Annotated in this window: 22 protein-coding genes and 1 pseudogene; 18 read left to right on the top strand and 5 right to left on the bottom strand. The window is 68.2% G+C overall.

Features of this window, described 5'->3' with window-relative positions:
• The first annotated feature begins 1 nt into the window (after position 1).
• Positions 2–1,510 (top strand): FAD-dependent oxidoreductase, encoded by a 1,509-nt coding sequence (locus NTM_RS06275; RefSeq protein ID WP_163765793.1) that lies wholly within the window; start codon positions 2–4, stop codon positions 1,508–1,510.
• A gap of 1 nt (position 1,511) precedes the next feature.
• Here NTM_RS06275 and NTM_RS06270 read toward each other — a convergent pair whose 3' ends face one another.
• On the bottom strand, positions 1,512–2,489 hold the full coding sequence (locus NTM_RS06270; RefSeq protein WP_163765792.1) for a helix-turn-helix domain-containing protein: 978 nt from the start codon (positions 2,487–2,489) through the stop codon (positions 1,512–1,514).
• 267 nt (positions 2,490–2,756) lie between these two features.
• Between NTM_RS06270 and NTM_RS06265 the strand changes: the two genes are divergently transcribed.
• Together NTM_RS06265 and NTM_RS06260 are read left to right on the top strand one after the other, a co-directional pair.
• Positions 2,757–3,401: a response regulator transcription factor gene (locus tag NTM_RS06265; protein ID WP_083144384.1), complete on the top strand. Its 645-nt coding sequence runs from the start codon at positions 2,757–2,759 to the stop codon at positions 3,399–3,401.
• 1 nt (position 3,402) lies between these two features.
• Positions 3,403–4,599 carry a sensor histidine kinase gene (locus NTM_RS06260; RefSeq protein ID WP_163765791.1) on the top strand — a complete coding sequence of 399 codons (1,197 nt, stop codon included), beginning with the start codon at positions 3,403–3,405 and terminating at the stop codon, positions 4,597–4,599.
• A gap of 13 nt (positions 4,600–4,612) precedes the next feature.
• On the opposite strand, the gene pntB is transcribed toward NTM_RS06260, so the two are convergent.
• Together pntB and NTM_RS06250 are read right to left on the bottom strand one after the other, a co-directional pair.
• Positions 4,613–6,055: a Re/Si-specific NAD(P)(+) transhydrogenase subunit beta gene (gene pntB / locus NTM_RS06255; RefSeq protein WP_163765790.1), complete on the bottom strand. Its 1,443-nt coding sequence runs from the start codon at positions 6,053–6,055 to the stop codon at positions 4,613–4,615.
• Positions 6,056–6,067: 12 nt separating this feature from the next.
• A complete protein-coding gene (locus NTM_RS06250; RefSeq protein WP_163765789.1) occupies positions 6,068–7,612 on the bottom strand; it encodes a Re/Si-specific NAD(P)(+) transhydrogenase subunit alpha in 1,545 nt (514 codons plus the stop codon).
• Positions 7,613–7,788: 176 nt separating this feature from the next.
• Between NTM_RS06250 and NTM_RS06245 the strand changes: the two genes are divergently transcribed.
• The 5 genes from NTM_RS06245 to NTM_RS06225 all read left to right on the top strand — a co-directional run bounded on the left by NTM_RS06245 (position 7,789) and on the right by NTM_RS06225 (position 12,159).
• A complete protein-coding gene (locus NTM_RS06245; RefSeq protein ID WP_163765788.1) occupies positions 7,789–8,880 on the top strand; it encodes an NAD(P)-dependent alcohol dehydrogenase in 1,092 nt (363 codons plus the stop codon).
• 65 nt (positions 8,881–8,945) lie between these two features.
• Positions 8,946–9,812 carry an ABC transporter permease gene (locus NTM_RS06240; RefSeq protein WP_104864345.1) on the top strand — a complete coding sequence of 289 codons (867 nt, stop codon included), beginning with the start codon at positions 8,946–8,948 and terminating at the stop codon, positions 9,810–9,812.
• A complete protein-coding gene (locus tag NTM_RS06235) occupies positions 9,809–10,837 on the top strand; it encodes a taurine ABC transporter substrate-binding protein (RefSeq protein WP_104864344.1) in 1,029 nt (342 codons plus the stop codon). The genes NTM_RS06240 and NTM_RS06235 overlap by 4 nt, the downstream gene beginning before the upstream one ends.
• A complete protein-coding gene (locus NTM_RS06230) occupies positions 10,821–11,630 on the top strand; it encodes an ABC transporter ATP-binding protein (protein WP_104864343.1) in 810 nt (269 codons plus the stop codon). Before NTM_RS06235 ends, NTM_RS06230 begins: the two co-directional genes overlap by 17 nt.
• 112 nt (positions 11,631–11,742) lie before the next feature.
• On the top strand, positions 11,743–12,159 hold the full coding sequence (locus NTM_RS06225) for a hypothetical protein (RefSeq protein WP_104864342.1): 417 nt from the start codon (positions 11,743–11,745) through the stop codon (positions 12,157–12,159).
• On the opposite strand, the pseudogene NTM_RS28655 reads toward NTM_RS06225, so the two are convergent.
• Positions 12,129–12,239: pseudogene (locus tag NTM_RS28655) on the bottom strand (CAP domain-containing protein); the annotation flags it as partial. The gene NTM_RS06225 and the pseudogene NTM_RS28655 overlap by 31 nt on opposite strands.
• A 152-nt stretch (positions 12,240–12,391) precedes the next feature.
• Between NTM_RS28655 and NTM_RS06220 the strand changes: the two are divergent.
• The 4 genes from NTM_RS06220 to NTM_RS06205 are packed head-to-tail and all read left to right on the top strand — an operon-like array spanning position 12,392 to position 15,194.
• Positions 12,392–13,090: a TetR/AcrR family transcriptional regulator gene (locus tag NTM_RS06220; protein WP_104864341.1), complete on the top strand. Its 699-nt coding sequence runs from the start codon at positions 12,392–12,394 to the stop codon at positions 13,088–13,090.
• 42 nt (positions 13,091–13,132) lie between these two features.
• Positions 13,133–13,861, top strand: coding sequence for a DUF72 domain-containing protein (locus NTM_RS06215; protein WP_163765787.1), 729 nt, complete (start codon positions 13,133–13,135; stop codon positions 13,859–13,861).
• 43 nt (positions 13,862–13,904) lie between these two features.
• Positions 13,905–14,729: a mechanosensitive ion channel family protein gene (locus tag NTM_RS06210; RefSeq protein ID WP_163765786.1), complete on the top strand. Its 825-nt coding sequence runs from the start codon at positions 13,905–13,907 to the stop codon at positions 14,727–14,729.
• 30 nt (positions 14,730–14,759) lie between these two features.
• On the top strand, positions 14,760–15,194 hold the full coding sequence (locus NTM_RS06205; RefSeq protein WP_104864338.1) for an SRPBCC family protein: 435 nt from the start codon (positions 14,760–14,762) through the stop codon (positions 15,192–15,194).
• A gap of 10 nt (positions 15,195–15,204) precedes the next feature.
• Here NTM_RS06205 and NTM_RS06200 read toward each other — a convergent pair whose 3' ends face one another.
• Positions 15,205–15,894 carry a GntR family transcriptional regulator gene (locus NTM_RS06200; RefSeq protein ID WP_163765785.1) on the bottom strand — a complete coding sequence of 230 codons (690 nt, stop codon included), beginning with the start codon at positions 15,892–15,894 and terminating at the stop codon, positions 15,205–15,207.
• A 141-nt stretch (positions 15,895–16,035) separates the two neighbouring features.
• On the opposite strand from NTM_RS06200, the gene fadD5 reads away from it, so the two are divergent.
• The 6 genes from fadD5 to NTM_RS06170 all read left to right on the top strand — a co-directional run bounded on the left by fadD5 (position 16,036) and on the right by NTM_RS06170 (position 23,421).
• Positions 16,036–17,718, top strand: a complete 1,683-nt coding sequence (gene fadD5, locus NTM_RS06195) for a fatty-acid--CoA ligase FadD5 (RefSeq protein WP_104864337.1) — start codon at positions 16,036–16,038, stop codon at positions 17,716–17,718.
• Positions 17,719–17,931: 213 nt separating this feature from the next.
• Positions 17,932–18,729 (top strand): MlaE family ABC transporter permease, encoded by a 798-nt coding sequence (locus tag NTM_RS06190; protein WP_083144369.1) that lies wholly within the window; start codon positions 17,932–17,934, stop codon positions 18,727–18,729.
• A gap of 1 nt (position 18,730) precedes the next feature.
• Positions 18,731–19,603 carry an MlaE family ABC transporter permease gene (locus tag NTM_RS06185; protein WP_104864336.1) on the top strand — a complete coding sequence of 291 codons (873 nt, stop codon included), beginning with the start codon at positions 18,731–18,733 and terminating at the stop codon, positions 19,601–19,603.
• Positions 19,604–19,607: 4 nt separating this feature from the next.
• Positions 19,608–20,825, top strand: a complete 1,218-nt coding sequence (locus NTM_RS06180) for an MCE family protein (protein WP_104864335.1) — start codon at positions 19,608–19,610, stop codon at positions 20,823–20,825.
• The gene (locus tag NTM_RS06175) at positions 20,822–21,853 is read left to right on the top strand and encodes a virulence factor Mce family protein (RefSeq protein ID WP_104864334.1); all 1,032 of its coding nucleotides are present in this window, start codon (positions 20,822–20,824) and stop codon (positions 21,851–21,853) included. The genes NTM_RS06180 and NTM_RS06175 overlap by 4 nt, the downstream gene beginning before the upstream one ends.
• Entirely contained in the window at positions 21,850–23,421 is a 1,572-nt protein-coding gene (locus NTM_RS06170) for a virulence factor Mce family protein (protein WP_104864333.1), read from the top strand. Before NTM_RS06175 ends, NTM_RS06170 begins: the two co-directional genes overlap by 4 nt.
• Positions 23,422–23,427: the final 6 nt, after the last annotated feature.

Genomic DNA, 23,427 nt, shown 5'->3' with positions numbered 1-23,427 from the left:
CATGTCATCTCTGTGGACCGACGGCCGCGCCGAATCCGCCTCACGCCCAGACGAGGTGGACGGAGTCCGGACCGCCGATGTCGTCGTGGTCGGTGCCGGGATCACGGGTCTGACGACCGCGCTGCTGCTGTCCCGCGCCGGCAAGAAGGTCGTCGTCGTCGAGGCACGGCATATCGGTGCGTGCGCGACCGGCAACACCACCGGCAAGGTCAGCGTCCTGCAGGGCAGCAAGCTGGCCAACATCGCGTCCAAGCACGGCACCGAGACGTTGCGCGCCTACGTCGACGGCAACACCGAGGGCCGCGACTGGCTGCTGCGCTACTGCGACGAGCACGGCATCAGCGTGCAGCGCGAGGACGACCACGCCTACGCGCAGAACAGCAGGGGAATCAGCACCGCCAGAAGAATTCTTGACGCCTGCCGGGAGGCGCAGCTGGATGCGCAGTGGGTCGACGAGGCCGACGTCCCGTTCCCGTTCGCCGGTGGGGTGCGGCTGCGCGACCAGGCGCAGCTCGATCCGATGCCGTATCTGAGCAGCGTGGTCACCGGACTGGAACGCCACGGCGGCACGGTGCTGCAGGGGGTGCGTGCGACGTCGGTGTCCGGGGTGCGGACGCCGACGGTGAAGCTGCGGATGACCACCCAACCCGACGACACCCGCGATGAGCACTTCGCGATCACCGCCGGAAAGGTGGTGCTGGCCACCGGAATCCCTGTGCTGGACCGCGGCTTCTTTTTCGCCAGGGCCGAACCGATGCGGTCCTACTGCATGGCCTTCGACGTCCCGGGTGACCTGACCCGGCCGATGTTCATCTCTGTGGACTCCCCGACGAGGTCGGTGCGGTACGCGCCGACTCCGACAGGCGAGAAGCTGATCGTCGGCGGCGCGGGACATCCCGTCGGGCGGTCCGACGATCCCAAGAGTGCGGTCGACGAACTCGCCCGCTGGGCGACCCTGCACTACCCGGGCGCGGTCCGGACACACTTCTGGTCGGCGCAGGACTACCATCCCGCCGACGAGCTTCCCTACGTCGGCCCACTGCTGCCGAAGCTCGACAACATCTTGGTTGCAACGGGATTCGACAAGTGGGGGATGACGAACGGCATCGCGGCGGCGCTCGCGTTGTCGTCGCGGATCCTGGGCGGCCGGATGGACTGGGCGCAGGCGTTCGCGAGTTGGAGCCCGCACGAGCTCAGCGGGATCCCGACCGCACTGCAGCTCAATTTCGAGGTCGGGCTGCATCTGGCCAAGGGCTGGGTCACGCCGATGAGCACCCCGGCGCAGCGGCCCGCCGAGGGGGAGGGGATCGTGTCGGGCCCGCCGTGGAACATGCGTGCGACGAGCGTCGTCGACGGGGTGCAGCGCACGGTGTCGCCGGTGTGTCCGCACCTGGGTGGCATCGTCGAGTGGAACAACGTCGACCTCGCCTGGGAGTGCCCGCTGCACGGGTCGCGGTTCGCCCCCGACGGCTCGCTGCTGGAGGGCCCGGCGACCTGCGGCCTGAGTTAGGTCAGCTGCGCAGGGTCTCAGAGGGGTTGCGCCCGTAGGCATCCCGATACATCGACGCGAACCGGCCGGTGTGTCCGAAACCCCAACGCGCCGCGACCATCTGGATCGTGGTGGTGGCCGGGTCGGCCTTCAGCAGATCGTGGTGCGCGTGGTCGAGCCGGACCCGGCGCAGATACTCCATCGGTGTCATGTCCAGGTTGCGGCGGAACATGTACTGCAGCGCCCGGGGTGTGACGTGGATGCTCGCGGCGATGTCGCTGAGCGCAATGTCGTTGTCCGCGTTGCTCTCGATGTACGCGATGGCGCGCCGCAGCAGCGGTGGGTTCGCGTCGACCCGGTCGGCGGAGGTGGGGTCGAAGCTCGCGTTGGACGGCAAGGTCTGCAGCACCACCGCGGCCAGCATCGACGCGGTCGTCGACGCGACCAGCGGTGTCGGCTCGACACCGTCGGCCTGAACCACCGTGCGCACGTAGTCGATCGCGTCGTCGAGTTGGCGCTGCGCCTGCGGGGACACCGCACGGTGTCCGAGCAGCCGCACCCGGGTGTCCCGACCGCCCACCGGAGCCGCGACACGGTCGAGCAGTGCGGTGTCGAACATGGTGAGGTCGAAGGTTGCCTCGCACACCCGCCCTGAGTACGGCAGATCCGGCGGCGACAACAGCGCCACATCCCCGGGGGCGAACACGTCGTCGTCCTCGCCGATGAAGTTCTCCTCGATGTGCCCGTCGTGTACCCGGCACAGGCAGATCCGGCCGAGCGCCGCGGCGTCGTAGGACATGTGGAAGTCGAGGGCGATCTCGTCGAAGGTGAGCGATCCGAGCCAATGGCGGTCGATCCGCGCCGCGGCGCGCTCACCCTCACCCGCGCCGATCTTCATCTTCGTGTACGCGCGTACCAGAAAATTCTCGGTCGCGCCGAGGTCGTCGCTTTCGAAATGCAGGGCATCGCCGTTGGGCATGGGCGACGGTGGTGTTTGCATGGTGCTACTCCGCAATCCGCGGTGGAGCGGCGGGGCATAGGCTTTACCCCCGTTCGCGCCCCACTTTACAGGCAACGATCAAATGTCCGTCAAGCGAAGTGAGGCGAACCACGCGCACCACCGTTCGTCTGCGCAGAGTCCGTCGAGGTGCCGAATATGTGCCGTGACGGAGCAAACCGGCACCGGCAGGATGAAAGCCCCAGCGCGACATACGGGTTCCGGTCCGATTTGACGCTTGCGTCGGCATCGCTGTGGGAAGCTGACCGGATGACCGGATCCGAGAAGGTGCGCGTGGTGGTCGGGGACGACCACCCGATGTTCCGCGAGGGTGTGGTGCGCGCGTTGCAGTCGAGCGGGACGATCGACGTCGTCGCCGAAGCCGACGACGGCACCGCGGCGCTGGCCGCGATCCGCGAGCAGCGGCCCCAGGTGGCGCTGCTGGATTACCGGATGCCCGGGATGGACGGCGCCGAGGTCGCGGCGGCCGTGCACCGCGACGAGCTGCCGACCCGGGTGCTGCTGATCTCGGCGCACGACGAGTCGGCGATCGTCTACCGCGCGCTTCAGGACGGGGCGGCCGGTTTCCTGCCGAAGGAGTCGACGCGCGGCGAGTTGATCAGCGCGGTGCTCGACTGCGCCAACGGGCATGACGTTGTCGCACCGAGGCTCGCGGCCGGGTTGGCCGGTGAGATCCGCCGCCGCGCCGAGCCGGAGGGCCCGGTGCTGAGCCCGCGCGAGCGTGAGGTGCTGACGATGATCGCGGCGGGCAGCACCATCCCGGCGATGGCCAAGGAGCTGTATCTCGCCCCCTCCACCGTCAAGACCCACGTCCAGCGTCTGTACGAGAAGCTCGGCGTCAGCGACCGTGCCGCGGCGGTCGCCGAGGCGATGCGGCGCAAGCTCCTGGATTAGCGTGGCCGAGACATTCCGGTACCTGCGGTGGTGGCGCGACTTCCTGGCCAGTGAGCCGGTGCGCGTCTCCGCCGTGCTGCGGTTGCCCCTGATCGCCTTGATCGGTGTGCTGGTGTGGATCTGGGAGGTCAACCACTGGCTGCCCGAGCTGTACGCGGTGATCCTCATCGGCTACGCCGTGGCCGCTGTCGCGTGGTTGTGGGCGGTGCTGCGCGGCCCGGTGCCCGGGTGGGCCGACTACGCCTCGAGCGCGGTGGACCTGCTCGTGATCGTGTCGCTGTGCATGGTGTCCGGCGGTGCGACGGCGGCGCTGCTGCCGGTGTTCTTCCTGTTGCCGATCTCCGTCGCGTTCCAGGACCGGCCCAGGCTCACCGCGATCATCGGAACCATCACGGCCGTCGCGTATCTGGCGGTATGGATCTTCTACTCCAAACGCGATGACACCGTCGGTCTGCCCAACATGGTGTTCACCGAGTTCGGCTTCCTGGTCTGGATGGCGGTCGCGACGACGGCGCTGAGTTTCGTGCTGGCGCGGCGCGCCGCCCGGCTGCGGACACTGCAGCAGGTGCGGGTCCAACTCGTCTCGGAGGCAATGCAATCCGAGGAGAGGCACAGCCGCGAGGTGGCCGAACACCTGCACGACGGGCCGCTGCAGACGCTGCTGGCGGCGCGGCTGGAGCTCGACGAGGCGCGCGAGCGCAATCCGGATCCGGCACTGGACGCGGTATACGAAGCGTTACAGGAGACCGCGGCGGGCCTGCGCTCGACGGTCACCGAACTGCACCCGCAGGTGCTCGCCCAGTTGGGGTTGACCGCCGGGGTGCGGGAGCTGTTGCGGCAGTTCCAGTCCCGTCATCTGCTCGAGGTCGACGCAGAGCTCGAGGAGGTCGGCGCGCCCCACTCGCAGCCGCTGCTGTACCGGGCGGCGCGGGAACTGCTGACCAACGTCGCCAAGCACGCCGACGCGACCACGGTGCGCGTCAGACTGTCCCGGCGCGGGGACCGGGTGGTGCTGACCGTCGCCGACGACGGGACCGGGTTCGACCCCGGCATCGTCGGTACGTCATTGCAGCAGGGTCACATCGGGCTGGGGTCACTGATGGCGCGGTTCGACGCGATGGGCGGATCGATGCGGATCACCTCGGCCCACGGGCACGGCACCGAGGTGGTCGCGACGTCGCCGCCCGAACCGGACTAGAGCGCGGTGACCGTCAGACCCGGTCGCCGACCGCCAGCGCCGCGTTGATCGCGTCCACCCGGTCCTTGGCGTCGCCGAACAGCATCTGGGTGTTCTCCCGGAAGAACAGCGGGTTCTGCACACCGGCATAGCCCGAGGCCATCGACCTCTTGAACACGATCACGTTCTCGGCGTTCCACACCGTCAGCACCGGCATACCGGCGATCGGGCTGCCCGGATCTTCCGACGCCGCCGGGTTCACGGTGTCGTTGGCGCCGATCACCAGCACGACGTCGGTGCCGTCGAAATCGTCGTTGATCTCGTCCATCTCCAGGACGATGTCGTAGGGCACCTTCGCCTCGGCCAGCAGCACGTTCATGTGGCCGGGCAGCCGGCCCGCGACCGGGTGGATGCCGAAGCGCACCTCGACGCCGCGCTCCCGCAGCTTGCGGGTCAGCTCGGCGACGCCGTACTGGGCCTGCGCGACGGCCATGCCGTAGCCGGGGGTGATGATCACCGACCGCGCGTTGGCCAGCAGCTCGGCCGCGCCGTCGGCGGTGATCTCGCGGTGCTCGCCGTAATCCACATCGGAACCAGCCCCGGAGCTTTCGACGCCGAAGCCGCCCGCGATCACCGAGATGAACGAGCGGTTCATCGCCTTGCACATGATGTAGGACAGGTACGCGCCGGAGGAGCCGACCAGCGCGCCGGTGACGATCAGCAGGTCGTTGCCGAGCAGGAAGCCGGCCGCGGCCGCGGCCCACCCCGAGTAGCTGTTGAGCATCGACACCACGACCGGCATGTCGCCGCCGCCGATCGAGGCCACCAAATGCCACCCGAGCAGCAGGGCCAGCACGGTGACCACGACCAGCAGCCACAGCTGCGGATCGATCACGAACCACACGGTCAGCACCGCGAAGACCAGCAGCGCGCCGACGTTGAGGATGTTCTTGCCGGGCAGCATCATCGGCGCGCTCTTCATCTTCGCCGACAGCTTCAGGTTCGCCACGATCGAACCGGTGAACGTCACCGCGCCGATGAACACGCCGATGACGACCTCGCCGGAATGGATGCCGAGCATCCCCTCGGTGGCGAGCTTGGCGGCTTCGGCGCCACCGGGGTCGCCCTCCACGTGCAGGTAGCCGTTCCAGCCGACCAGCACCGCGGCCAGGCCGACGAAGCTGTGCAGCAGCGCGATCAGCTCGGGCATGCCCGTCATCTCGACGATCTTGGCGCGCCACAACCCGATTCCCGCGCCGATGGCCATCGCGGCGACCAGTAGCGCCAGGCCCAGCGGCTCGATATGGCGGGCGAGCGCCAGCGCGATGGTCGCGACCAGCGCGACCGCCATCCCGGCGATACCGAAACTATTGCCGGCCCTTGAGGTTTCGTGCTTGGACAATCCGGCCAGCGCCAGGATGAACAGCAGGGCTGCGACGACGTACGCCGCGGTCGCGGCGGTTTCCAGAGTGAACATGTCAGCGTCGTCCTAGCTTCTCGAGAACATTGCGAGCATGCGGCGCGTGACCGCGAAGCCGCCGAAGATGTTGATACTGGCCAGCAGGATCGCGATGAAGGCGACCGCGCTTACCACGGCATTGCCGTGCCCGATCTGCAGCAACGCGCCGACGACGATGATCCCGGAGATCGCGTTGGTCACCGACATCAGCGGCGTGTGCAGCGCGTGGTGCACGTTGCCGATCACGTAGTAGCCGATGACGATCGCCAGGGCGAACACCGTCAGGTGCACCTGCAGCGCCGCCGGGGACAGCGCGATCAGCGCGAACAGTGCCGCCGCGGCGGTGAACGTGATCCCGAGGCGGCGGCCCATGGACATGGGGGCCTTCGGTTCCGCTTTCTGGACCGGCGCGGCGGCCGGGGTGGTCGCCGGGGCCGCGGAGACCTGGACCGGCGGCGGTGGCCACGTGATCTCCCCGTCGCGGACCACGGTCACCGAGCGCTGCACCACGTCGTCCCAGTCGAGGGTGAGCTGCCCGTCCTTCTCCGGGGTGAGGAGCTTGAGCAGGTTCACCAGGTTGGTGCCGTACAGCTGGGAGGCCTGTGCGGGCAGCCGCCCGGCCAGGTCGGTGTAGCCGATGATGGTCACGCCGTTGGCGGTGACGACCGCCTCGTCCTTGACAGTGCCCTCGACGTTGCCGCCGTTGGCCGCGGCCATGTCGACGATCACGCTGCCGGGCTTCATCGAGGCCACCATCTCGGCGGTGATGATGCGCGGCGCCGGCCTGCCGGGGATCAGCGCGGTGGTGATGATGATGTCGACGTCCTTGGCCTGCTCGGCGTACAGCGCCGCCTCGCGAGCCTTGTAGTCCTCGCCCATCTCCTTGGCGTAGCCCGTTGTGGAGACTTCGGCGACGCCTTCCGCCGGGTCCGTGACCGCCAGGTACTCCCCGCCCAGCGACGCGACTTGATCGGCCACCTCCGGGCGCGGGTCGGTGGCGCGCACGATGGCGCCCAGGCTGCCTGCCGCGCCGATCGCCGCGAGGCCCGCGACACCGGCGCCGACCACCAGCACCTTGGCCGGTGGAACCTTGCCCGCCGCGGTGACCTGGCCGGTGAAGAACCGGCCGAACCGGTGGGCGGCCTCGACGACCGCGCGGTAGCCGGCGATGTTGGCCATCGACGACAGCACGTCCAGCGACTGCGCGCGCGAGATCCGCGGCACCGCGTCCATGGCCAGCACGGTCACCGGCCGGGTGGACAGGGCCTCGAGCAGTTCGGGCTTCAGCGCCGGGGAGATCAGGCTGATCAGCGTCGCGCCGTCCCGCAGCCCGGCGATCTCGGCGTCGGTGGGGGCGTTGACCTTCAACACCACGTCCGAGGACAGCACCTGGTAGGTGGACCCGATCTCGGCGCCGGCCTGGGCATACGCGTCGTCGGAGAAGCTGGAGGCCGCCCCGGCGCCGGTCTCGACGACCACCTGATAGCCGAGCTTGATGAGTTGCCCCACCGTCTGTGGGGTCGCGGCCACCCGTGTCTCTCCGAGGAGGGACTCTCTCGGTATCCCGATGATCATCGATACAGATCCGATCTAGGTCACGGCGCCCCGACGTGTCGCCGTCGGGGACGTTGGAAACTGACAGTGTAGGAGGTCGGTGTGGCCCGCCTCGCACTCCGTAGAGCCGCTAACCATCGCCGGCCGGGCCCATGTTTGCTGTTGACGGGTGTCAAACAGGCGATACCGTGACTCCCATGCCCCAGGCCACCCCCGCGCTGCTGTCGTACGCGCCTTCGGACCCGTTCGCCGTCGCCGAGGTGCAGGTCGACGATCCGCGCGCGGATGAGATCCTGGTGCGGATCGAGGCGGCCGGGATCTGCCACACCGATCTGGTCAATCGCGTGGCGGGAAAGTCCGATCGGCCGGTGCTGCTCGGACATGAAGGCGCCGGAGTCGTCGAAGAAGTCGGCGCGGCAGTGAGTTCGGTGAAGCCCGGCGACCGTGTCGTGCTGTCGTTCCGGTCCTGTGGCAGCTGCGCCACCTGCGCCGCGCAGCGACCGGCATACTGCCGCAACGCCGTTGCGCTCAACCAGTTCGGTAGACGCGCCGACGGGACCGCCCGGGTCACCGTCGACGGCCGGCCGGTGCGGGACGGATTCTTCGGACAGTCCAGCTTCGCCGGGTACGCGCTGACCACCGAGGACAACACCGTCGTCGTCGGTCCCGACGTCGATCCGGTGCTGGCCGCACCGTTGGGTTGCGGATTCCAGACCGGTGCCGGTGCGGTGCTGAACCTGATGCGCCCGCGCCAGGGCAGCGCGCTGGCCGTATTCGGCGCCGGCGCAGTGGGTTTGGCGGCAGTGCTGGCCGCGCTGGCGGCCGGTGTCGAAGCCGTACTGGTGGTCGAGCCGGCGCCGCAGCGCCGTGCACTCGCCGAAAGGCTGGGAGTGGCAAAGGCTTTGGCGCCGGGAGAGGATGTGGTGCCGGTGATCAGGGAGATGACCGGCGGGGGAGTGGACTACGCGTTCGACACCACCGGACGACCCGAGGTGCTCGCCGACGCGGTCGCCGGGCTCGCGGTCGGCGGAACGGCCGTCGCGGTCGGGCTCGGTTCCGGGGTCCCGCAGATCGACGTGCGCGACCTGGTGCTGCGCGGCAAGAGCGTGCACGGTTGCCTCGAAGGCGATTCGGTACCGTCGGTGTTCATCCCGCAGCTGCTGGAAATGCATGCGGCAGGCCGTTTCCCGATCGAGACGCTGGTTACGTCGTTCGCGTACCGTGACATCGACGACGCGCTCGCCGCCCAGCACGCCGGCGACGTCGTCAAACCCGTTCTGACGTGGTGAGCGGGGTTTCGCTCGCGCTGATCCTAGCTATTCCGCCGCGGTGACGTTTCCGTCAATGTCTGCCGGTGTCCGTTTTCGTCGATATCGCACCGGACGCCGGGTCGCCGGCGGCCGGCAGTGACCCGCGCCCGGGCGGGGGACGGTGGCGCGGCCGGCTGACCCGTGCGACGCTGCCGCTGCTGTCGGTGCTGGTATTCGGCGTGGTGTGGCAGATCGCCGCGGCCAGCGGCGTCTGGAACCAGACCTTCGTCCCGTACCCCGCGACGGTGTGGAATGCGTTCATCGACGTCTCGACCACCCGTGACGGGGTTCGCGGCTACGCCGGCTACCTGCTGTGGGAGCACCTCTACATGACGCTGCGCCGGGTGTTCGCCGGCGTGCTGATCGGGGTCGCACTCGGGGTCCTGCTCGGGCTGGTGATGGGTTCGGTCCCCTGGCTGCGCAGCGTGCTGGAACCGTGGCTGACATTCCTGCGGGCGCTCCCCCCGCTGGCCTACTTCTTCCTGCTGGTGATCTGGCTGGGCATCGACGAGGCGCCGAAGATCACGCTGCTCGCCCTTGCCGCATTGCCCGCCGCGGCGGTCGCGACCACCGCGGCCGTGGTCGCCGCACCGGTCGGGTTGATCGAGGCCGCGCGCGCCCTCGGGGCCTCCCGCAGCCAGGTGATCCGCGACGTCGTCATCCCATCGGCGCTGCCCGAGACGTTCACCGGGATCCGGCTGGCAGTCGGCATGGCCTACTCCGCGGTGGTCGCCGCCGAGCTGTTCAACGGCATCCCCGGCGTCGGGGGCCTCGTCAAAGACGCGAGCAACTACAACAACACCCCCGTCGTGCTGGTCGGCATCTTCGCCATCGGATTCTCCGGCCTGGTCATCGACGGCTTGCTCCGCGCGGCAGAACGCCGCGCTGTTCCTTGGAGAGGAAAGATATGAAACTGAAGGCCCTTCTCGTCGCGCTGGTCGCGGGCATGCTGGCGCTGACCGGCTGCTCGGTCGACCAGGCCGGCAATGACCCCGAGAAGCCCACGATCCGCATCGGCTACCAGACGTTCCCGAGCGGCGATCTGATCGTCAAGAACAACAAGTGGCTCGAAGAGGCGCTGCCCGACTACAACATCAAGTGGGTCAAGTTCGACTCGGGCGCCGACGTGAACACCGCGTTCGTCGCCAACGAACTCGACTTCGGCGCGCTGGGCTCCAGCCCGGTGGCGCGCGGATTGTCCGAGCCGCTGAACATCCCGTATCAGGTCGCGTTCATCCTGGACGTCGCCGGCGACAACGAGGCGCTGGTGGCGCGCAACGACTCCGGCATCACCACCATCGCCGACCTCAAGGGCAAGCGGGTAGCGACCCCCTTCGCGTCCACCGCGCACTACAGCCTGCTGGCCGCACTGAACCAGAACGGGCTGTCGCCCGCCGATGTCCAGCTGATCGATCTGCAGCCGCAGGCCATCCTGGCCGCATGGGAGCGCGGTGACATCGACGCCGCCTACAGCTGGTTGCCGACACTGAACGATCTGCGCAAGAGCGGCAAGGACCTGATCACCAGCCGGCAGCTCGCCGCCGAGGGCAAGCCCACGCTGGACCTGGCCGTCGTGTCCACAAAGTTCGCCGAGGCCAACCCCGATGTCGTCGACACCTGGCGCAAGCAGCAGGCCCGCGCGCTCGACGTGCTGAAGGACGACCCGTCGGCGGCCGCCAAGGCGATCGCCGCCGAGGTGGGCCTGACCCCGGAGGACATCGAGGGTCAGCTGACCCAGACGGTGTTCCTAACCCCGCAGCAAGTCGCGTCGGCCGAATGGCTCGGCACCGACGGCACCCCGGGCAACCTGGCCGCCAACCTGCAGAGCGCGTCGGAGTTCCTGGCCGAGCAGAACCAGATCCCTTCCGCCGCAACGCTGAAGGCGTTCCAGGACGGGCTCTACACCAAGGGACTGCCGGGTGTCCTCACCGAGTGAGACCGAAACCGTTGCTTCACCCCGCCGTAGCGGTGCGATCCGGATCGAGTCGGTATCGCACCGCTACGGGCGGGGCCGCGACGAGGTCACCGCATTGGGTCCGGTCGACCTGACCGTCGATCCGGGGTCGTTCCTGGTCCTCGTCGGCGCTTCCGGCTGCGGGAAGAGCACTCTGCTGCGGCTGCTGGCCGGATTCGAGTCGCCCACACAGGGTTCGGTGCACATCGAGGGGCGGGCCCCGACGCCCGGCGTCACCGCCGGTGTGGTCTTCCAACAGCCTCGGCTGTTCCCGTGGCGCACTGTCGGCGGCAATGTCGACCTGGCGCTCAAGTACGCAAAAGTGCCGCGCGACAAGCGAGTTGAGCGTCGCGAGGAGCTGCTGGACCGGGTCGGGCTGGCCGGAACCACCGGTCGCAGGATCTGGGAGATCAGCGGCGGGCAGCAGCAGCGGGTCGCGATCGCGCGGGCGCTGGCCGCCGAGACACCGCTGTTCCTGCTCGACGAGCCGTTCGCGGCGCTGGACGCGCTGACCCGGGAGCGGCTGCAGGAAGACGTTCGTCAGGTCAGCGCCGAATCGGGCCGCACCACGGTGTTCGTCACCCACAGCGCCGACGAGGCGGCGTTTCTCGGTTCCCGGATCATCGTGCTGACCCGCAGGCCGGGTCAGGTGGCGCTGGACATCCCGGTCGATCTGCCGCGCACCGGCGTCGACCCCGACGAGCTGCGCCGCTCGCCGGAGTACGGGCAGTTGCGGGCCGAGGTGGGAGCGGCGGTGAAGCGAGCCGCGGCGTAGCCGCGAATCAGGCTGGAGCGGCGTAGGAGCCAGGTCTCGAAACGGCACCGATCAGGGCACGAGATGAAATTCCCCGTGCGTCGGACGTGACGCGGGCCGCACGATTATCGGCGTGAGCAAGGTTGTCGAACGCGGAGTCGCCCGATGCCCGCGCTGTGTCGCGGTTGCCGATTACATCTTCGTGGAGATGTCAGACCACGGTCCGCGGGGGCTGCGCTACGAGGTGCGTTGCCGTAAGTGCGGTGAGCGCTACAGCGAGGACAGCAGAGCGGTCGCGAATCTGCCCGCGGTCGTGGAGATGACGCTGCACTGGCCGCCGGACTGCGAGCCGGTGCCCGCCCGGGATTGGCGTAACGAGGTCCGTGAGAAATGGTCGGTCGCTGCCGAACGGGGCAAGACCGAATTCGATGCGCTGGGCAAGCAGGCTCATGCGGCCATCGAACTCACCCGAGAACTCACCCGGGCGTGGCTCGACGAACGCCGAGCGGCGCGGCTGGATCAGACCGGCGGATACGCCGGCGGCGGATAGACGCCGCGCAGGATCCAGGCGAACCAGTTGATGCCGTACTCGAGCTCGTCGCTCGCGTCGTAATCCGGATTCGGGTCCACCGCGCCACCTCTCCGTCATCTGTCGCCACCCACGGCGGCCTGGCATGAGTCTAGACCTGCATGCCAGGCGCCGACACCGTATCGGCCTAGACTGAACCAACCAGTTAGTAGACCGCCCTCGCGCGGTCCGCCGATGCCTATAGTGAGTCGCCATGTCTGAACGTCCTGTGACATCCCCCGCGCCCGCCGGGTCCAACGGGATGTCCCGCCGCGAGGAATTGCTGGCTGTCGCGACCAAGCTGTTCGCCGCGCGCGGTTACCACGGCACCCGGATGGATGACGTCGCCGACGCCGTCGGCCTGAACAAAGCCACGGTCTACCACTACTACGCGAGCAAGTCGCTGATCCTCTACGACATCTACAAAGGTGCCGCCGACTTCACCGTCGACGCGCTGCACGACGACCCCACTGCGTCGGCCCGCGAGACGATCTACCACTTCACCCGCCGCCTGCTGGTCGGCATCGCCAACGACATCGAACGCGCGGCGGTGTACTTCCAGGAGGGTCCCTACATCTCGGAGTGGTTCACCGAGGAGCAGGTCGAGTACATCCGGGAGAAGGAAGCCCAGGTCTACGAACACGTCCGCGACGTGATCGACCGGGGCATCGCCAGCGGCGAGTTCTACGAGTGCGATTCGCATGTGCTGGCGCTCGGCTACATCGGCATGACGCTGGGGTCCTACCGCTGGCTGCGGCCGCACGGCCGGCGCAGCGCGCAGGAGATCGCGGTCGAGTTCAGCACCGCACTGCTGCGCGGCCTGATCCGCGACGAGACCGTGCGGACGGAGTCACCGCTGGGCGTCGGGATCGACGGCGCCCCCGAGCCGCGGGTCCTGCAGGACGAGAGTTAGCACCGCCGTAGCGGACGCCTCGAACCTGGGTACCTGACCTCGGTGAGCGTCAGAATCGGCACGTCGGGGTGGGCGTACAACCATTGGCGCAACGTGCTCTACGAGCCGGGGCTGCCGACCACGCGGTGGCTGCAGCGCTACGTCAGTGAGTTCGACACCGTGGAACTCAACGGCAGCTTCTACCGGTGGCCCTCGGACGCACAGTTCGAGCGGTGGCGCGACCAACTACCTGCGGGTTTCGTGATGGCGGTGAAGGCCGCGCGCGGACTCACCCACGCCCGGCGGCTGCGCTCCCCGGAGGTGTGGGCCGAACGCCTCGACCGGGGCTGGCGGGCGTTGGGGGAGCGCCGGGGACCGCTGCTGGTCCAGCTGCATCCCGCCCTCGAACGTGATGACGAGCGCCTCGACCACTTCCTCGACGTGATGGCCGACGACATCCCCATCGCCGTCGAATTCCGGCACCCGTCCTGGGACGACCCGGCCGTCTACGAACTGCTGGAGACCCACGATGCCGCCTACGTGGTGATGAGCGGCGCGAACCTGCCGTGCATCCTGAAGGCGACCGCGTCGTTCGTCTATGTGCGGCTGCACGGGCCCGACCCGCAGGAGATGTACGGCGGCTCCTACAGCGCCGACGACCTGCGGTGGTGGGCCGATCGGATCTCCGAGTGGGCCGACCAGGGCAGGGACGTCGCGGTGTACTTCAACAACGACCTCGGCGGCCACGCCGTGCACAACGCCCGCGATCTGAAGGTCGCGCTCGGGCTGTAGCGTCCGTTTTCGGCGGACCGGTACAGGGAAGTAGACGACAGACATGGACGGCATCTGGCAGTGGCTTGCGACCACGGGCCTGCGCATCACCCTCGTCGTGCTGTTCGCGGTGCTGGCCACGCGGCTGATCCGCTGGGTCGCGGACAAGGTGAGCCGGCGTATCGCCCGAAGCGATGAGCTGAACTCCAGCGTGCGTTCGGAGAGCGTCAAGCACCGCCAGGCCGTCGCCTCGGTGATCTCGTCGGTGTCGATTGCGATCCTCTACACCGCGGTCGGCCTCGACATCGCGAACGAACTCGGCCTGCCCATCGGCTCGCTGGTCGCTCCGGCCGCGGTGCTCGGCGCCGCGCTCGGCTTCGGCGCCCAGCGCATCGTGCAGGACCTGCTCAGCGGGTTCTTCGTGATCACCGAGCGCCAGTACGGATTCGGCGATCTGGTCGAGCTGACGGTCAGCGCAGGCGGCACGGCGACCGGCACCGTCGAGGCCGTCACCCTGCGCGTGACCAAGCTGCGCACCAGTGAAGGGGAGGTCTACACCGTGCCGAACGGCACCATCGTCAAGGCGCTGAACCTGTCCAAGGACTGGGCCAGCGCGGTCGTCGACGTACCGGTGTCCAGCGCCGTCGACATCAACAGGGTCAACGACGTGCTGCGCGGGGTCGCGGCGGCGGCGATGGATGACGACGAACTGCCCGGCCTGCTGCTCGACGAGCCCCAGCTGATGGGTGTCGAGAGCATCGAGGTCGGCACCGTCAACGTGCGGATGGTGGCCAGGACCCTGCCCGGCAAGCAGTTCGAGGTCGGGCGCCGGTTGCGCGCTCTGGTGGTCTCGGCGCTGCGCCGCGAGGGCATTGCGACGGCGGCGTGAGGCCGCGAGGCGAGTCGTTATGCTCTGCCAATGCCTCTGGTGAGTAAGACCGTCGAGGTCTCCGCGCCCGCTGAGACGATCATGGCGATCGTCGCCGACTTCGAGAAGTACCCGGAGTGGAACGAGGAGATCAAAGGGTGCTGGATCCTGGCCCGCTATGACGACGGGCGGCCCAGCCAGCTCCGCCTGGACGTCGTCGTGCAGGGGCAGTCCGGCACGTTCATCACCGCGGTCTACTACCCGGGCGAGAACCAGATCTTCACGATGCTGCAGCAGGGCGATCACTTCACCAAGCAGGAGCAGCGGTTCGCGGTCGTTCCGATGGGCCCGACATCGCTGTTGACCGTCGACCTCGACGTCGAGGTCAGCATGCCGGTGCCCGCGGCGATGGTGAAGAAGGTCATCGGGGACACCCTCGACTACCTCGCAGGCAACCTGAAGGCCCGCGCCGAAGCGCTCGGGTAGTTGCCGCCCGTCAGCGCCAGAGCCCGACCTGCTCCAGCCACGCGGTCAGCCGGGCCAGCGCATCCGTGAACTGACCTCTGGTCAGTTCCACGACGCGGTCGGTGTCGCGGGCCCGCAACGCGTCGATCATCTCGGTATGGCTGGCCACCGCGAGCGCACCCCAGTCCTCGTCGGCCGCGAACAGCTGCGGCGGCAGGTACCGCGCGGCGTGCAGGAGGAACCACGCCAGTTTGATCCGCCCGCCGGCCCGGTTGAACGTGCGGTGGAAATCGAACTCCGACTGGGTGATCCGCTCCAGGTCGCGCGCGTCGACGGCGGCGGCCAACTGCGTGTTCAGCCGCGCCAACTCCTCGATCTGGTCGTCGGTGATCCGCCGCGTGGTGGTCGCGGCCAGTTCCTGGGCGATCGTGGACTGCAACCAGAAGATGTCCTCGATGTCGCTGCGCGACAGCGGGATCACCCGATGGCCGCGGTGCGGTTCCAATTCGACCATGCCCTCGCCGCGCAGGGTGCGCAACGCCTCGCGGACCGGGGTGATGCTCACCCCGAGGCGGGCCGCGGTCTCGTCGAGACGGATGAACGTCTCGGGGCGCAGTGCCCCGGTCATGATCTCCGCGCGCAGTCGCGCCGCGACCTCGTCGGAAAGCTGCTCCCTGCGCACGACTGTCCCCGAGGTGCGGGTTCCGGTGGGGGCGTTCATCGGTGCCGCCTTTCCGGGAGGCCGGTGGGTGCTGCTTTCGGAGGACGCGAAAAGGCTTGTTCCGACGTGCACGGGATCATAGTGTGACCGGAACAACATCATGTTTGATCAAATGTCATACTTCCGCAAATCCCTTTCGGAATGGAGCGCAAGCCGTTGACCGACCCCACAGGCCTTTTCGGCTCACCGACCGAGCAGCCGAATCTCGCGCGCCGACGGAACTGGACCAACCAGCTCAGCCGCCACGCGTTGATGCAGCCCGGCGCCCCGGCGCTGAGGTTCCTCGGCCGGACCACTACGTGGGGTGAGCTGGACCGGCGGGTGACGGCGCTGGCCGGCGCGCTGCACGAGCGCGGAATCGGCTTCGGTGACCGCGTGCTGATCCTGATGCTCAACCGCACCGAATTCATGGAGGCGGTGCTCGCCACCAACAAGCTCGGGGCGATCGCGGTGCCGGTGAACTTCCGGATGACCCCGCCCGAGATCGCGTTCCTGGTCTCCGATTGCGCGGCCACCGTCGTCATCACCGAGTCGGTGCTGGAGAACGTCGCGACCGCGGTCCGCGACATCGACCCGACGCTCGCGACGGTCATCGTGGCCGGCGGTGCGAGCGGCGACGGCGTGCTCGACTACGACGAGGTGCTGGCGACCTCGACCCAGGAGCCGCCGCCGGTCGACATCCCCGACGATTCGCCCGCGCTGATCATGTACACCTCCGGCACCACCGGGCGGCCCAAAGGTGCGGTGCTGACCCACAACAACCTGACCGGGCAGGCGATGACGCTGCTGTTCACCAACGGCGCCGACATCAACCACGACATCGGTTTCATCGGGGTGCCGTTCTTCCACATCGCCGGGGTCGGCAGCATCGTCTCCGGGCTGCTGCTGGGCCGGCCGACGGTGATCTACCCGCTGGGGGCGTTCGACCCGAACGAACTGCTCGACGTCCTGGAGGCGGAGAAGGTGACGGGGATCTTCCTCGTGCCCGCCCAGTGGCAGGCGGTGTGCGCGGCCCAGCAGGCCAAGCCGCGAGACCTGAAGTTGCGCTTCCTGTCCTGGGGCGCGGCGCCCGCGTCCGACACGCTGCTGCGGCAGATGTCGGAGACCTTCCCCGGGGCGCAGATCCTGGCCGCCTTCGGCCAGACCGAGATGTCGCCGGTCACCTGCATGCTGTTGGGCGACGACGCGCTGCGCAAACTCGGGTCGGTCGGCAAGGTCATCCCGACGGTGGAGGCGCGCATCGTCGACGAGGACATGAACGACGTGCCGATCGGTCAGGTCGGTGAGATCGTCTACCGCGCATCCACGCTGATGGCGGGCTACTGGAACAACCCGAAGGCCACCGCCGACGCGTTCGCCGGCGGCTGGTTTCACTCCGGTGACCTGGTGCGACAGGACGAAGAGGGCTACATCTGGGTCGTCGACCGCAAGAAGGACATGATCATCTCCGGCGGCGAGAACATCTACTGCGCCGAGGTCGAGAACGCCTTGGCGGCCCACCCCGACATCGTCGAAGTCGCCGTGATCGGGCGTGCCCACGAGAAGTGGGGGGAGGTTCCCGTTGCTGTGGCCGTGCTGCGGACTTCGCCAGGATCGTCCGTCGGGTCGCAACTCGCGTTGGCCGATCTTGAGCAGTTCCTCGCGGACCGCCTCGCGCGCTACAAGCACCCGAAGGTCCTCGAAATCGTCGACGCGCTGCCGCGCAACCCCGCGGGCAAGGTCCTCAAGACCGAATTGCGGGCCCGGTTCGCCGCCGTCGCTGGCGTTGACGCCGGCGAAAGCTCCACTGCAGCAACAGTTTCTGCCAGTGAACAGGGGAGCTGACGGATGCCCGCGAGGTCGGCTAACGGTTCGGGCTTCAATCACGTCGTTGCGGTACATCGGGGCTGTGCCATCGGGTACAGTCCTGTGGTCTGTATTACTACTGACCGGTAGGAAGACCGGGCTTACACGGATGGGGATCAGGCTGGAAGGGAGCGTGCGACACGTGCTGCCAGTGCGCTGCGCCAGTGGTGGGGCCGTCGCGGGAGCCCGCCGTTGACGACGACTTCGGGCCTGCCGGGGTACATCCGCGAGCAGGTCAAGCCGGGTTTGGTCGCTGTCGGCGGCTTCGTGCGCATGTGCGTGCTCACCGGCAAGGCGTCGCTGCGTAGGCCGTTCCAGTGGCGCGAGTTCATCTTGCAGAGCTGGTTTTTGCTGCGAGTCGCCTTCCTGCCCACGGTCGCGGTGTCGATCCCGCTGACCGTGCTGCTGATCTTCACGCTGAACATCCTGCTCACCGAGTTCGGTGCGGCCGACATCTCCGGCGCGGGTGCCGCGCTCGGCGCCGTCACTCAGCTGGGTCCGCTGGTGACCGTGCTCGTGGTGGCCGGTGCCGGTTCGACGGCCATCTGCGCCGACCTCGGCGCCCGGACCATCCGTGAGGAGATCGACGCGCTCGAGGTGCTCGGCATCGATCCGATCCACCGCCTCGTCGTCCCCCGGGTGATCGCGTCGACGTTCGTCGCGATGCTGCTCAATGGCGCGGTCATCACCATCGGCCTGGTCGGCGGCTTCATCTTCGGCGTGTACCTGCAAAACGTGTCCGCGGGCGCCTACGTGTCCACGCTGACGTTGGTCACGGGCCTTCCGGAGGTCCTCATCTCGTTGGTCAAGGCGCTCACCTTCGGTCTGATCGCGGGCCTGGTCGGCTGCTACCGCGGCCTGACCGTGGCCGGCGGCGCCAAGGGTGTCGGCACCGCGGTGAACGAGACGCTGGTGCTGTGCGTGATCGCGCTGTTCGCGGTCAACGTGGTGCTGACGACCATCGGTGTTCGATTCGGGACGGGGAGCTGACGTGGCCGATACCGCAGCAGTCATCCGGTCCCGGTTCCCCAGGGGCGTCGCCCGTGCCGAGCGGATCGTCGGCGCGCCGGCGCGCGGGCTCGACAGCATCGGCCACGTCGCGTGGTTCGTCGTCACCGCGGTCGGTTCGATCGGCCACGCAATTCGCTACTACCGCAAGGAAACTCTGCGCCTGATCGCCGAAATCGGTATGGGCACAGGCGCGATGGCCGTGGTCGGCGGCACCGTCGCGATCGTCGGCTTCGTCACGCTGTCGGGTTCCTCGTTGGTCGCGATCCAGGGCTTCGCGTCGCTGGGCAACATCGGTGTCGAGGCGTTCACCGGATTCTTCGCCGCGTTGATCAACGTGCGTATCGCCGCACCCGTGGTCGCGGGGCAGGCACTGGCGGCCACGGTGGGTGCGGGCGCGACCGCCGAGCTCGGCGCGATGCGGATCAGCGAGGAGATCGACGCGCTGGAAGTCATGGGCATCAAGTCGATCTCGTATCTGGTGTCGACGCGCATCATGGCCGGCTTCGTCGTGATCATCCCGCTCTACGCGATGGCGATCATCATGTCGTTCCTGTCGGCGCAGGCCACCACCACGATCTTCTACGGCCAGTCCTCCGGTACCTACGAGCACTACTTCCGCACGTTCCTGCGGCCCGACGACGTGTTCTGGTCGTTCGTGCAGGCGATCATCATCTCGGTCATCGTGATGCTGAACCACTGCTACTACGGCTTCTACGCCAGCGGCGGTCCGGTCGGTGTCGGCGAGGCCGTCGGCCGGTCCATGCGCGCATCGCTGGTCGCGATCGTGTGCGTGGTGCTGTTCGCCTCGTTGGCGCTCTACGGCGTCGACCCGAACTTCAATCTGACGGTGTAGCGCCATGACCGCACCGATGAACTCGAGACGCGAACCGCCGTACAAGATCGCCGGCGTGGTGCTGGCGCTGGTCACCATCGCCGTGCTGGTGCTGGTGTACCTGCAGTTCCGTGGCGATTTCCTGCCGCGCACCCAGCTCACCATGATCTCGGCCCGGTCGGGTCTGGCCCTGGATTCGGGGTCGAAGGTCACCTATAACGGCGTCGAGATCGGCAAGGTCGGGCAGGTCGAGGAGACCAGTGTCGACGGCGAGCCGCGGGCGAAGATCATCCTCGAGGTCAACCCGAAGTACCTCGATCTGATCCCGCGCAACGTCAACGCCGACATCACCGCGACGACGGTCTTCGGCACCAAGTACGTCTCGTTCTCGACGCCGGACAACCCGGTGGCCCAGCGCATCACGGCGTCCGACGTGATCGACGTGACGTCGGTGACCACCGAGTTCAACACGCTGTTCGAGACGGTCGTCGACATCGCCGCGCAGGTCGACCCGATCAAGCTGAACCAGACGCTGACCGCGACCGCGCAGGCGCTCGACGGTCTCGGCGACCGTTTCGGCCAGTCGATCGTCAACGGCAACGAGATCCTCGCCGAGATCAACCCGCAGATGCCGCAGATCCGCCGTGACAACCAGCTGCTGGCCGACCTCGGTGAGGTCTACGCCGACGCCGCCCCGGATCTGTTCGACGGCCTGCAGAACGCGGTCACCACCGCCCGCACGCTCAATGCGCAACGCGGCGACGTCGACCAGGCGCTGATGGCCGCGGTCGGGTTCGGCAACACCGGCGGTGACGTCTTCGAGCGCAGCGCCCCGTATCTGGTGCGCGGCGCCAAGGACCTGATCCCGACCACGGCGCTGCTCGACAAGTACAGCCCGTCGATCTTCTGCATGATGCGCAACTACCACGACGTGGAGCCCAAGATCGCCGACGCCCTCGGCGGCAACGGCTACTCCCTGAAGACCCACTCGCAGGTGCTCGGGCTCGGCGCGGGCAACGCCTACGTCTACCCGGACAACCTTCCCCGCGTGAACGCCAAGGGCGGACCGGGCGGACGCCCGGGCTGCTGGCAGCCCATCACCCGCGACCTGTGGCCGGCGCCGTTCCTGGTGCTCGACACCGGTGCGTCCATCGCGCCGTACAACCACATGGAACTCGGCCAGCCGCTGTTCACCGAGTACGTCTGGGGACGCCAAGTCGGGGAGCACACGATCAACCCATGAAAATCACCGGTACCGCGATCAAGCTCGGCGCCTTCGCGCTGGTGCTGCTCATGTTCACCGCGCTCATCATCGTGGTGTTCGGTCAGGTGCGCTTCGACCGCACCACCGGCTACACGGCGATCTTCAGCAATGCCAGCGGTCTGAGGTCCGGCCAGTTCGTCCGCGCCTCCGGCGTCGAGGTCGGCAAGGTCAAGGACGTCACGCTGCTCGAGGGCGGCTCGAAGGTCAAGGTCGACTTCGCCGTCGACCGTTCGCTGGAGCTGTTCGACGAGACGACCGCCTCGATCCGCTACCTGAACCTGATCGGCGACCGCTACCTGGAACTGTCCCGCGGCGACAGCAACACGAGAATGCCTGCGGGCGGCACCATCCCGGTGGAGCGGACCCAGCCCGCACTGGACCTCGACGCGTTGATCGGTGGCTTCCGGCCGGTGTTCCAGTCGCTGGAGCCGGAGAAGGTCAACACCATCGCGCAGTCGATCATCACGGTCTTCCAGGGGCAGGGCGGCACCATCAACGACATTCTCGACCAGACCGCGTCGCTGACCGCGGCACTGGCCGACCGCGACCAGGCCATCGGCGAGGTGATCAACAATCTGAACACCGTGCTGGACACCACTGTTCGTCATCAGCAGCAGTTCGACGACACGGTCAAGAATTTCGAGGTGCTGATCACCGGCCTGAAGAACCGGGCCGATCCGCTCGCCACATCGGTCGCCGAGATCAGCGATGCCGCAGGCACGATCGGTGATCTGCTCGCAGACAACCGGCCGCTGCTGCAGAGCACGGTCAGCAAGCTGGAGGTGTTCCAGCAGCCGCTGGTCGATCAGCGCGATGAGCTCAACCAGCTGCTGGAGAAGCTGCCCGACGCGCTGGCCATCATCGGCCGCTCCGGCGGTGTCTACGGCGACTTCTTCAACTTCTACGCCTGCGATGTGACCCTCAAGCTCAACGGATTACAGCCGGGAGGTCCCGTCCGCACGGTGAAGGTCTGGAGCCAGCCCTCGGGTAGGTGTACGCCGCAATGAGAGTCCTCGAAGGTTCCAACCGCCTCCGCAGCGGGTTGATGGGCATCATCATCCTGATCATCGTGATCGGGGTGGGGCAGAGCTTCGCGAGCGTGCCGATGCTGTTCGCGAAGCCCACCTACTACGCGGAGTTCACCGACACCGGCGGTGTCAACACCGGCGACAAGGTCCGCATCGCCGGCGTGGACGTCGGCGATGTTCGGTCGCTGGAGATCGACGGCGACCGGGTCCTGATCGGCTATTCGCTGGGCGGCACCGAGATCGGCACCGACAGCCGGGTCGCGATCCGCACCGACACCATCCTGGGGCGGCGCAACCTGGAGATCGAGCCGCGCGGTTCAGAGCCGTTGCGCGCCAACGGGGTCCTGCCGCTCGGGCAGACCACCACGCCGTACCAGCTCTACGACGCGGTGTTCGACGTCAGCAACAACGCCGCCGGCTGGGACACCGCGACGGTGCGCGACTCGCTGAACGTGCTCTCGGAGACCATCGACCAGACCTACCCGCACCTGAGCGCGGCGCTCGACGGGGTCGCCAGGTTCTCCGACACCATCGGCAAGCGCGACGAGCAGATCAAGCAGCTGCTCGCCAACGCCAACAAGGTCGCCGGGGTGCTGGGCAACCGCAGCGAGCAGATCAACCAGCTGTTCGTCAACGCGCAGACGCTGCTGGCCGCGGTCAACGAACGCAACTACGCGGTGAGCCAACTGCTCGAGCGCGTCGACCGGTTCTCGTCGCAGGTCCGCGGGTTCATCGACGACAACCCGAACCTCAACCGCGTCCTCGAGCAGCTGCGGGTGATCAGCGACATCCTCAACGAGCGCAAGCTCGACCTCACCGACACGCTGTCGTCGCTGTCGAAGTTCATGGTGTCGCTGGGCGAGGCGCTGGCCTCGGGCCCGTACTTCAAGGTCATGCTGGCCAACCTGGCCCCGTACTGGATCCTGCAGCCGTTCGTCGACGCCGCGTTCAAGAAGCGCGGGATCGACCCGGAGGAGTTCTGGCGCAACGCCGGTCTGCCCGCATTCCGGTTCCCGGATCCCAACGGCGTCGGCTTCGAGAACGGCGCACCGCCGCCGTCACCCGCGGCGATCGAGGGCACTCCGGAAAACCCCGGCCCCGCGGTGCCGCCCGGCTCGCCGTGCTCGTACACCCCGCCCGCCGACGGGCTGCCGCGTCCGGGCAACCCGCTGCCGTGCGCCGGCCTCACCCAGGGTCCGTACGGTGACGTGCCCGGTGGCTACCCGCCGCCGAACGTCGTCACCTCGGCGCCGAATCAGCATGGCCCGCAACCGTCTCCGGGCGTCCCCGCGGCCGCCATCCCGGGTCAGATGTCCCCGAACGTGCCGGGCGCGCGTCCGCCGCTGCCGGAGGCACCGCCCGGTGCCCGCACCGTGCCGTTGGCCCCGCAGCCGTCGGCGCCGGACTTCACGCCAGGTATCGCACCGCTGCCGCCGGCGCTGACCGGTCCGCCGCCGCCCGCGGGCCCCGGCCCGTCGCCCGGCCCCGCGGGGCAGCCGCTGCTTCCGGGCAATCCGCCGTTCCTCCCACCGGGATCGCAAGGGTAGGAGGGT

It is taken from the genome of Mycolicibacterium parafortuitum, assembly GCF_010725485.1.
Taxonomy (GTDB): Bacteria; Actinomycetota; Actinomycetes; order Mycobacteriales; family Mycobacteriaceae; genus Mycobacterium.
The sequence above is the reverse complement of the archived record's forward strand: the minus strand, read 5'-3'. Positions and strand labels throughout refer to the sequence as shown.

What these genes read in the sequence shown, in the direction of transcription:
- pntB (WP_163765790.1), bottom strand. Translation starts at nt 6,055, where the DNA reads ATGTTCACTCTGGAAACCGCCGCGACCGCGGCGTACGTCGTCGCAGCC.
- NTM_RS06170 (WP_104864333.1), top strand. Translation starts at nt 21,850, where the DNA reads ATGAGAGTCCTCGAAGGTTCCAACCGCCTCCGCAGCGGGTTGATGGGC.
- NTM_RS06250 (WP_163765789.1), bottom strand. Translation starts at nt 7,612, where the DNA reads ATGATCATCGGGATACCGAGAGAGTCCCTCCTCGGAGAGACACGGGTG.
- fadD5 (WP_104864337.1), top strand. Translation starts at nt 16,036, where the DNA reads ATGGAGCGCAAGCCGTTGACCGACCCCACAGGCCTTTTCGGCTCACCG.
- NTM_RS06275 (WP_163765793.1), top strand. Translation starts at nt 2, where the DNA reads ATGTCATCTCTGTGGACCGACGGCCGCGCCGAATCCGCCTCACGCCCA.
- NTM_RS06265 (WP_083144384.1), top strand. Translation starts at nt 2,757, where the DNA reads ATGACCGGATCCGAGAAGGTGCGCGTGGTGGTCGGGGACGACCACCCG.
- NTM_RS06200 (WP_163765785.1), bottom strand. Translation starts at nt 15,894, where the DNA reads ATGAACGCCCCCACCGGAACCCGCACCTCGGGGACAGTCGTGCGCAGG.
- NTM_RS06175 (WP_104864334.1), top strand. Translation starts at nt 20,822, where the DNA reads ATGAAAATCACCGGTACCGCGATCAAGCTCGGCGCCTTCGCGCTGGTG.
- NTM_RS06205 (WP_104864338.1), top strand. Translation starts at nt 14,760, where the DNA reads ATGCCTCTGGTGAGTAAGACCGTCGAGGTCTCCGCGCCCGCTGAGACG.
- NTM_RS06180 (WP_104864335.1), top strand. Translation starts at nt 19,608, where the DNA reads ATGACCGCACCGATGAACTCGAGACGCGAACCGCCGTACAAGATCGCC.
- NTM_RS06245 (WP_163765788.1), top strand. Translation starts at nt 7,789, where the DNA reads ATGCCCCAGGCCACCCCCGCGCTGCTGTCGTACGCGCCTTCGGACCCG.
- NTM_RS06220 (WP_104864341.1), top strand. Translation starts at nt 12,392, where the DNA reads ATGTCTGAACGTCCTGTGACATCCCCCGCGCCCGCCGGGTCCAACGGG.
- NTM_RS06210 (WP_163765786.1), top strand. Translation starts at nt 13,905, where the DNA reads ATGGACGGCATCTGGCAGTGGCTTGCGACCACGGGCCTGCGCATCACC.
- NTM_RS06270 (WP_163765792.1), bottom strand. Translation starts at nt 2,489, where the DNA reads ATGCAAACACCACCGTCGCCCATGCCCAACGGCGATGCCCTGCATTTC.
- NTM_RS06235 (WP_104864344.1), top strand. Translation starts at nt 9,809, where the DNA reads ATGAAACTGAAGGCCCTTCTCGTCGCGCTGGTCGCGGGCATGCTGGCG.